We start from the raw sequence: 9,328 nt of genomic DNA on the forward strand, positions 1-9,328 counted from the left end.
CCGAGGAAAAAGCCAGGGCCACCTATCAGTGGCTGATCGACTTGACGGATGACGTAGACTTGCAAGACAGCCTCAAATTTTTACGGGAACGCGAAATTGTTCATTCGCTACGCTTTAGAGAAGCTGTGGAAATTTTGAAGGAGGAGCGGGATCGGAAGATCTTTTTCTAAGGACTGTTCGCGTTCCACGATTATTAAATAACAAACAGTAAGGACAATATGGCGTCCTCCTGGGACGCCATTACGTTATATAAGAATGTTTTTTGAAAAATTCGAGAATCCCCGCGAGCCCTTGATATTACTGGATTCGCGGTATTTTTTATATTTCGTTTAAGAACCTTTAAACTAAAGTCTCCCGTTAGCGTAATATATTTCTTCAAGTATCCTACATAAATTAACAGATGACCAATTTCTCGTTAAATCCTTGATTTTTTAATCGCTATTTTCACAGCCTCCGCTAAATCACCAGGGCTAACTTTTTTGCCTAATACAATCCCTTTTTGATGCTGATACCCTTTGTAGGGGATTTTGTCGGTCGGTGTAATCTCATAACCTATATCATCATCCCAAGAACAACTGATAAGCTTCATATTTCGAACAGCATTAGACCATCCTTTAATATTTAAATATTGCTCAATTGGCGTAGTATTTAATAATTCATCTGGATTTCTGGTGTAACATTGATTAAACGTTAATAGTAACAACTCTTCAAGAGCATTACTTGTGTATGGAGACTTCAGATCATTTACAATGTTAATTTCAACTGCTCCTCCTTTTTTTTTTGACGATCCTGTTGGAATCATATACAAGACATCGTGCTTGCTTACATAGATACTGACCATCTTATACCTGTGTTTTTTTAAGAGGTTCAAAAGTTTTATCAAAATCATTATCCTTTCGCTTTACATATAACAGCTATATTTGGCGGTTTATAGTTCAACCAATTCTAATATCTCTATGCAATCCTGCCTAGCCTAATAAAAGAAGGGGCAACTGCCGTGGCAAGCTGCTCCCCTAATCGTTTATTTAGTGTTCACCGTTAGCTTAACCTTGAACATACTTAATATACTTTTTTATTTTCATCCAACATGAAACACACCAATTACTGTTTCACCATCAACGTCATACAGCGGAATATCGCGCCCTCCTGGTGATCTACTGTTCTGTTTCGCAATGGCTTCCTCGGGTGTTTTGGGTAGCTCACCGTCCAAGTCTTTTTTCAACACATATCCCTCAATGCCATCCTCACCTATAGCACGGATTAAATCAGGTCTCGTTTCCGGAGAAGTAGCATCTGCGTCAGAACCGTAAGTCTGTCCATTTTCATTTTCAGGATAGAAGTCTAAACTCTTAGCGCCGGCAATATGAATGGAGCCAATTATGTTTTTCCCCTCTACATCATATAGAGGGACATCAGTTCCACCTTTTAAATAATCGCTTTTCAACACATATCCTGCAAGGCCATCCACACTTCCTCCATGAATTAAATCAGGTAGCATTTCATCGGGAATGGTATCTCCAGCAGAACCATATGTCTGTCCACTTTCATTTAGAGAATAGGTTTGCGGACTAACGCTACTTTGAGTAGTTGCACTTTTTGCATAAACATTCTGGTATGCTACTGCACCACCCACTCCAACAGAAACGAAAATCACAGCACCAATCAATAATTTTAAGCCTCTAGAGTAGTCCATTTTCTTTGTTCACCCCTAAAAGGTTCTCACTCATAACCCACCATATTTTACCACACATCATTAATACGCAAATACTAATGAGTTTGTTGCGTTAAACAGCCAGTTGCTTGGCTTTAACCGGTCTGCATGATTGATTGAGTTAGCGTCTCATGATAGCTTAACGATTCCTCATCATGGTCTCTTCTTTGCAAGGAACAACACAACTGCTTGTGGCTTTACAAGGTTGCCCCCATATCGTTCAATAACTTCTCTAATCTCACCAAATAATTCATTACGAACGTCTTCAGGGACTAGCCTATGCCGAGAATTCGTATTTAGCAAGGAAATATATTCACTTGCTGTAAAGTGGTGATCCCAAGTATACTGCTTAACTTTCAGATCCTTAAACAGTCCGTCCATTAATGTTAATTTTGACCTGTCCTCAATAATCTGTTCCAGCGACGGGTTTTGAGAATCATCGAGTTGCGGAGCATACTTTCTGTAAATTTCACGAATCTCATTGTAAGGCTCAATGTATGAAGGAACATGAACAGTCCAAAAAAAGCCGATTGTTCCTTGATCTCTAAGCAGATCGAAAACTTTTCTATATCCAAATTCTTGGGGCTGAACGAAATGAAACGCTGTACCCGAAATCGCCAAATTGAATTTTTCGTTTTCATGATTCCAGGTCTCAAACTGGGAATTTATTATTTTGACACCTTGTTTATTTCTAAATTTTTGCCGGGTAAGTTCAGCCAGATTCTCGCCTAACTCAATGGCGGTAATATTGGAATACCCCAAATTAACAAACCCTGTAGTTGCTTGACCAGTCCCGCAGCCAATTTCAAGTATCTCATTATTCGCTTTTAATTCTGCGAACTCCAAAATATCTCTAAAAAGTTGTTCTGGATAAGGTGGTCTGTACTTGTCATATTCGTTTGCAATTTCATTAAAGGTGTTTTTTCGTTCCATTCCTTAACCTCCCTTATAAAATTGAGAATAAAAAAGATCCCGTCCCATAAAGGGACGAGAGTTAGACTCGTGTTACCACCCAAGTTCATCAATGCTTTACATCGATCTTTTTTCGGGTACGTCTTTTTAAAAAGCAGTTTTTACCTAGCACTATAAGGGGTGCGCCCGTCACATCCTACTCCCATGCGGTTTCGAAGTGCAGCTCAGAGACCATTTTCATTGAGCTAATCTTTACCCCCTTTCAGCGAACAGGGGCTCTCTGGAAAAGATTATGTCCAAGTACTCACTCTCATCAGTGCCTTTAATAGGAATATATTGGTATTAGGGTGATTTTATCATCAATTAGCTTGTTACACAACGATTTTATCCAGATCCGTCACAATTCAGCTATCGTTCTCCGTTACCTCAACAATAGAACATCATCAATCAAACTTGCTTATCATTAGAATCAATCACGATTAGTTTCTTAAGAGAATCAATTGCTGTCCCCGCTACATTTATGACATACCAATTAACAGCAATCAAGAAGTCTGCCTTTTGGTTCGATACAAAATACTCCATTCCAAAAGAGTTTTCCATTAGTTGTCCAATTAACTTAGCATCATTTACTACAACCACTGAATTCTTATCAAAACCTTCTTGGTCAAAGAAAATGTACGCAGGTTCACTTTTCAAGTGACTTGAAAAGGTAAATTCATTCTGCTCTAGCGGAAGTACTCGGGACTCTTCCGTGCCGATGGATAAGTGTCCAGTAGTTTTATAAGGCCTAAAGAATCCTAATACCCTTTTGATATAACGTTCTGATTCAAGCTCACTTAATAGAATCGTGTCGATTCCCAGATTACCTCCAGTTTTCAATAACTCTCTGGCATACGGCTTGGTATTCACGTGGTAATCCCCCTACGGCAAACAATCTTAACCGCTCCCGTCATGTAATGGTGCTATCGTCTCCCGTTTGCTTAACAGAAGTCAGTAATGGACCAATAATCATCTGCTTGATTTAGATTTTTAAATACTTTGTTCGCTACTTTGTCGTAAATATTGCCAAAGAAAGCACGTTTGTCATATCTAAACCATTCGTCCTTATCTCCAATCCTCAGCCTATTATTGGGATGTAAATCATGTGCGGTTACTTTATTCGGAGGGACTTTTTCTCCCCAATGATGGGTATGACCCTCTGGTGAACAAACGGCTATTTCGATAATGAAACAACCACCATATTTATCGAATTGAAATGTTAGGAGGTCTATTTTCTTTTCGGTTTCTCTTCGAAAATGTGGGAATGTACCCTTGAAGCCGCGCTCGCGTAATCTGGGAATAACGATGTCTTTCAGTGATCTTATCATTTTATCTCTTTCTACTGACAACTAAATCTCTCCAACTTATTACTTTGCACAGTTAGACGTAGGATTCGATAATTCGTTGCACTCCCCTTAACTTTCACATAATGAAAAAAGAAGCAGTTGCCGCTGTGACAACCTACTCCTGGATCATTCAATTAACGTTTCCAGTTAGCTCAATCACCTTTCTCGGGATCATACTCATCCTCAACTACCGGAATAAATCCGATTCACGAGTTAAAATGCCGCGAGCTAACCTCCATACGACGAATTTGTTGCTATTTTCAGCGTCTTCATCATCATGCACATATAAATAACCCATATGAACCAGGTAGGTTCACAGAAAGCCAATGATACATTTCAAGCACATAATTTGAACGATGATTATGTAGTCCAGTGATTGTCCATGAGTCTAGTCCGTTTCTTCGTTTCACCGACCAACCCACCGTAAATGTTTCCATCAACATCTTTCAAATATAAGTTAACGACCTCGTATCTGCCCTTCAAATCATCAGGAAAATGCTTCAGATTAAATTCAATCATTTTGTTTACGACATAAGATTTGTCGGTATTGTTCCTCTCATCACATACTTTTAATTCCATGCAGAACACTCCCTCAACCAAGCTATAGATAATAGCTTTAGCTTACCTCTTAACCCCAAATTTTGGGACGTAAAGAATACTTATAATTAAGCTAAACTGCTGCCCGATAGCTGAACAACAAAAGGAGGAGCTGCCGCGGTAGCTCCTCCCTAGATAATTGAACTAAAGTTCTCCGTTAGGCTTAATCTCCCATAAGAAAAATTCGTAAAGACGGGAGTTGCTCGGTTTAATTGTTGCCGCGGCGTTTTAGTGCAATATTTGACAATCGTTGAGAAAATCAAAAATTAAAAACGATTAATCCCGCGCATAAAATTCAAAATTGCTTCAATGCGTATTTTATCAGCACAATCTTCGCAACAAAAAATCTTAACCTTTCTTTCCTTAGCTTGTTTATATTTTAGTGAACCTTCGTATACCCTGAATGTTTTTTTACAATTATAGCAAAGTACATCGTAGTAAAACATTGGTAACCCCCTTGGTGACACATCACTTTTTAGTTGATATATCGAAGATTGTAACCAATTCTCTCGTATATTCCTGAACATCTAAATCAGGCTTTCTCATTAATTCCATAGTAAACCCGTCAATGGCATTTCTAATTGTTAACGCCATCACCCTTGCCGATGGTTTGGTAAATTCCCGAAAAAGCCCTTCATGCACCCCTAGGGCGAGAATATTTTCAATTGGAAGTAAAATAGCTTCATCATGGTCTGCTGCAAACTGGAGTTTACCTTCAGCAGTTATCTTTTTAGAACCCAATTCTATAACAGCGAAAACATGCTGCCGATTTTCAGCTACAAATACAAGATTGGATTCAATATACACTCGAAGCATTTCTTTAGGAGATTTTTGAGCTTCTATTCGTGGAGCAATGTAGGATTGCCAAGCAATATAGTATTCGATAGCTATTTGCTCTAATAATTCCTCTTTATTTGCAAAGTGATAAGAGATGACCCCCTTACTGATTTTCGCACGTTTTGCAATCTCTCCTAAAGAGGCTTGAGTGTAACCTAGTTCTGCGATTGTCTCAATCGCGTATTCCACAATTTGAGCTCTACGAGCTTTTTCGATGAACGACATTTGTTTTTGGTTATTTGGTATATTTTTTTTACTCATGTTTTTATTTTAGTACGTCCGTAAAAACGTATGATATAGGATAAGGTTGTGCATGAACCTGGCCTCTACTCAATAAAAGCGGCTGCTGATCTTCTGATCGGCTCCCGCTTTTATTGTTTTGAACTATCGTTCTCCGAAGGAGCTTAACCCTTCGTATATAGATGAGGATAGTTGTTTGCGTAGCCGCTTTTTGTCTACCTTATCTATAGCAGTCCGAGGAAATTGATCTAGAATGAAAAGATGAGTTGGCCATTTGTGCCGCGCGAGACTCAGTTCGCAAAACGCCTGCAGCTGTGCCAAGTCCAAGCTTCCTCTGTCCTGAAGAACTACGCAAGCGACGAGCGCCTCACCTTCGCCGGAAAGTGGGAGTCTGATGACGACTGCATCATTAACCATTTCATGAGATGCAATCACCTGCTCCACTTCAGAACTGTACACATTGGAACCGCCTACAATAACCATATCTTTCAGGCGATCCAATACATAAAGGTAGCCATCAGCATCTAGGCAACCGACGTCTCCTGTGCGGATCCAGCCGTCGAACATCGCTTCATTAGTTTCTTTTGGTTGGCGCCAATACCCTAACATAGTCTGCGCACCACGAACAACTATTTCACCAGACTCGTTTACATCCGCCTCCAGGCCATCCTCTGCGATGATCCGAACTTGAAATGCCTGTTCCCCCTGAGCAGCTAAATCAGCTGGACGACCTACTGATCGAAGACGAATCGGATCATGTGGTTCCGCATCCTCAACAATGGCTGCAATTTCAGGTACTACTAACAACGGAGACACCGCCAGCGGGATGGCACCGATCCCAACCGAGGCATAGAGAGCTACAACAAGTTGGGGATCAGGATCACCGAGAAAAGCAATTCGGTCACCAGGACGGAGTCCCTCGGCATACAGGGCATTACTGAGTTGTTCAGCATGGCGATGAAGTTCCCCATAATTCATAATCTGGCCGTGGCGTAAAAGAGCTGGCGCCGCTGGGTACAACCTTGCTGCCAATGGCAAGCGTTCAGATAGTAGCATGATATCGCCTCCAATATTTAATTTTTCAGGTATGATAACTAGGAATAAGAAGATTATACCTCAAATATGGGAGTTTCTTGGAATCAGGTTTTCCAATAGTGGGTGCGGCGGGTCATCAATTGTAAACCAAACGGCAGCATAATATTCAGCTATGCCACCATTTGAGCTGAAATCCTCTGGTTCCGAAGAAATAACCAACATCTGATCTCCGTCCATTTTGGTAATATAACCAATGAAACCTTCAACTTTCGGTTCATCGGACATTAAGGTAATCTCCTTAGCGACAAGCGGTTGACTCTCTCTGTCATTGTCATAGAGCAGCCTACATGCAAGCCATGATTTGTTAATCCCTCGATCCTGCCCTCAAACGTATCGGACTTTTTCTGGCACCCTAATAGCATTTAACAGCATCAATGTACACCCCCGTTTTTTTACAATCTACGGAAATTTTAATCTCACTAACTCATCAATATGCTTGAATATTATTTAAAGCTTTGGCTGAATTCTTCAAGCAGTTTGTGCTACTTCATATAGTCTTTATATGCTTCATTTACTTTCTTTTCACAAAGAGTTTCCCATGATTTTTTTAGTTCCGATACCTTCCTGTCGTTATAAGGATCAAAGAAGCCACGATAATCATCCGACTGCCCCAACTGTGATACTATCGCCACGGTGACCGAACAAGCTTGATACTCGCTGTAGAACGCCAAGCTGATCATTAACCAGGACAGAAATTGTATGTTTCTAAATCATTCGAAATCCCCCATTATTAACTGATCTAATGTTGTCCCACTGAGAACCATAGGATATACATTCTCTTCTTTTGGCACAACAAACTCAACGAGCACAGGTCCAGATGTCTCGAGAGCCTCTAGCCAAATACGGTATGCCTCCGCTTTAGTGCTTGCTCTTAATCCCTTAACTCCGTAAGCTTCAGCTAGTTTTACGCAATCGGGACTACCAGCAAGATCAATTTGGCTATAACGCCTTTCGTAAACGATCTCCTGCTGTTGTCTGACCATACCTAACACTTGATTATTAATTACGACAATTTTTACAGGAATATTATGGATGGCGCAAATCGCCATCTCTTGTGCACACATCTGCATGCCCCCATCACCATTTATAGAGACCACGAGACGGTTTGGATTTCCTACCTGAGCACCTATAGCAGAGGGGAAACCGAATCCCATTGTTCCAGTACCTCCGGAAGTCACCAGTGAACGGGAATGGTTAAATTTATAAAATTGTGCAGTCCACATTTGGTGCTGACCTACGTCAGTGGTTATAATTGCATTCCCTCGCGTTGTCTCATTTATCATTTCAAGAACAAATTGCGGTTTAAGCTCCGTATCGGAATCTTTATACCGTAATGGATACATAGACTTGTTTTCTTGCATTTTATTGATCCAACTATTTGATTTGGAGGGTGTGGCTTTTGTATTTGCATATTCTAGTACAGCTTTTATATCGCCGACACATGCAATATCCGTTTTGATGTTCTTGCCAATTTCAGCCGGATCAATATCGATGTGAGCAATCCATTTGGCATGTGGAGCAAATCCATTAACTTTCATTGTAACCCGGTCATCGAACCGTGATCCAATTGAAATGATAAGATCAGCGTTTTGGATTGCCATATTCGCCGTATAAGTACCATGGTGACCTGGCATCCCTAACCACAGATCGTGAGCACTTGGAAAACTGCCTAAACCAAGCAATGTGGTTGTCACCGGAATTTTTGTTTTACTCACGAATTCCAGCAGCTCATTAGATGCATTGGAATAAACCACCCCACCTCCAGCTATAATGACCGGCTTTTCGGACTCTGCAATAGCCTGAATCAACTTATCTATCTCGTTTGAATCAGGACTGGGAGTCGGACAATATCCCCGTAAAGTTAGTTTGTTTGATGGATGATAAAGCATTTTTTGATTTGACACGTCTTTGGGAATGTCGATCAATACCGGACCTCTCCTTCCAGTATTAGCAATATGAAATGCTTCATGGATGATGCGTGGCAGATCATGTACGTCACGTACTGAGTAGCTGTGTTTGGTTATTGGCATGGTAATACTAATAATGTCCGCTTCCTGAAATGCATCCGTGCCCATGACTGTTGTTGGAACGTTACCAGTAATAATCACAAGCGGTACAGAATCCATATAAGCGGTCGCAATTCCTGTCACTAAGTTAGTCGCTCCTGGTCCGGAGGTGGCGATGCAAACTCCTACTTTTCCTGTTGATCGAGCGTACCCGTCCGCCGCATGAATAGCACCTTGTTCGTGTCTAGTCAAAATGTGTTTGAAGTCTGGGTTACCGACCATTGCATCATAAATGTAAAGGACATTTCCTCCTGGGTACCCAAATACACATTCTGTACCTTCCATTAGCAAGCAACTTAAAAGAACCTCCGATCCAGTTAACAAATCCTGAAATTGTTGATGTGTTTTGTACGTGGGCATAGACACTTCATCCATTTGATTTCCTCCTTAAAATATAAATAACCCCTCTCGTCCTCAGTCTACAGCAAGTAGCTGCAGTGCCTGAAGGGACGAAAGGGGAAGATTTCGTGGTACCACCCTGATTT

12 protein-coding genes, 1 pseudogene and 1 other annotated feature are annotated in these 9,328 nt (G+C 40.8%); of the genes and pseudogenes, 1 reads left to right on the top strand and 12 read right to left on the bottom strand.

The window, feature by feature from the left end; genetic code table 11:
- Window positions 1-170: manganese catalase family protein (locus PAT3040_RS08735; protein WP_181376515.1), on the top strand; the 170-nt coding region annotated here is incomplete at its 5' end.
- Between the two features lie 245 nt (window positions 171-415).
- Here the strand turns inward: PAT3040_RS08735 and PAT3040_RS08740 are convergent.
- From PAT3040_RS08740 to ilvB, 12 genes and pseudogenes are all read right to left on the bottom strand, one after another.
- On the bottom strand, window positions 416-802 hold the full coding sequence (locus PAT3040_RS08740) for a hypothetical protein (RefSeq protein ID WP_146200387.1): 387 nt from the start codon (window positions 800-802) through the stop codon (window positions 416-418).
- A gap of 276 nt (window positions 803-1,078) precedes the next feature.
- Window positions 1,079-1,693, bottom strand: coding sequence for a hypothetical protein (locus PAT3040_RS08745; RefSeq protein WP_108992308.1), 615 nt, complete (start codon window positions 1,691-1,693; stop codon window positions 1,079-1,081).
- Window positions 1,694-1,864: 171 nt separating this feature from the next.
- Entirely contained in the window at window positions 1,865-2,644 is a 780-nt protein-coding gene (locus PAT3040_RS08750; protein ID WP_108992309.1) for a class I SAM-dependent DNA methyltransferase, read from the bottom strand.
- A gap of 47 nt (window positions 2,645-2,691) precedes the next feature.
- Window positions 2,692-2,949 (bottom strand) — a binding site (T-box leader).
- Window positions 2,950-3,070: 121 nt separating this feature from the next.
- Complete coding sequence (locus PAT3040_RS08755) at window positions 3,071-3,532, bottom strand: hypothetical protein (RefSeq protein ID WP_108992310.1); 462 nt, start codon at window positions 3,530-3,532, stop codon at window positions 3,071-3,073.
- 71 nt (window positions 3,533-3,603) lie between these two features.
- Window positions 3,604-4,011, bottom strand: a complete 408-nt coding sequence (locus PAT3040_RS08760; protein ID WP_108992311.1) for a DUF4304 domain-containing protein — start codon at window positions 4,009-4,011, stop codon at window positions 3,604-3,606.
- Between the two features lie 184 nt (window positions 4,012-4,195).
- Complete coding sequence (locus PAT3040_RS39905; protein ID WP_373863932.1) at window positions 4,196-4,306, bottom strand: Imm7 family immunity protein; 111 nt, start codon at window positions 4,304-4,306, stop codon at window positions 4,196-4,198.
- A 62-nt stretch (window positions 4,307-4,368) separates the two neighbouring features.
- On the bottom strand, window positions 4,369-4,587 hold the full coding sequence (locus PAT3040_RS08770; RefSeq protein ID WP_108992313.1) for a hypothetical protein: 219 nt from the start codon (window positions 4,585-4,587) through the stop codon (window positions 4,369-4,371).
- Window positions 4,588-5,073: 486 nt separating this feature from the next.
- Window positions 5,074-5,703, bottom strand: a complete 630-nt coding sequence (locus PAT3040_RS08780; protein ID WP_108992315.1) for a TetR/AcrR family transcriptional regulator — start codon at window positions 5,701-5,703, stop codon at window positions 5,074-5,076.
- Window positions 5,704-5,826: 123 nt separating this feature from the next.
- A complete protein-coding gene (locus PAT3040_RS08785) occupies window positions 5,827-6,738 on the bottom strand; it encodes a class I adenylate-forming enzyme family protein (protein ID WP_108992316.1) in 912 nt (303 codons plus the stop codon).
- A 60-nt stretch (window positions 6,739-6,798) separates the two neighbouring features.
- Window positions 6,799-7,002, bottom strand: a complete 204-nt coding sequence (locus tag PAT3040_RS08790; protein ID WP_108992317.1) for a hypothetical protein — start codon at window positions 7,000-7,002, stop codon at window positions 6,799-6,801.
- A gap of 381 nt (window positions 7,003-7,383) precedes the next feature.
- Window positions 7,384-7,473: pseudogene (locus tag PAT3040_RS38525) on the bottom strand (acetolactate synthase small subunit); the annotation flags it as partial.
- A gap of 14 nt (window positions 7,474-7,487) precedes the next feature.
- Window positions 7,488-9,218, bottom strand: coding sequence for a biosynthetic-type acetolactate synthase large subunit (ilvB, locus tag PAT3040_RS08800; RefSeq protein WP_108992318.1), 1,731 nt, complete (start codon window positions 9,216-9,218; stop codon window positions 7,488-7,490).
- Window positions 9,219-9,328: the final 110 nt, after the last annotated feature.

It is taken from the genome of Paenibacillus agaridevorans (genome assembly GCF_003112455.1).
GTDB lineage: Bacteria > Bacillota > Bacilli > Paenibacillales > Paenibacillaceae > Pristimantibacillus > Pristimantibacillus agaridevorans.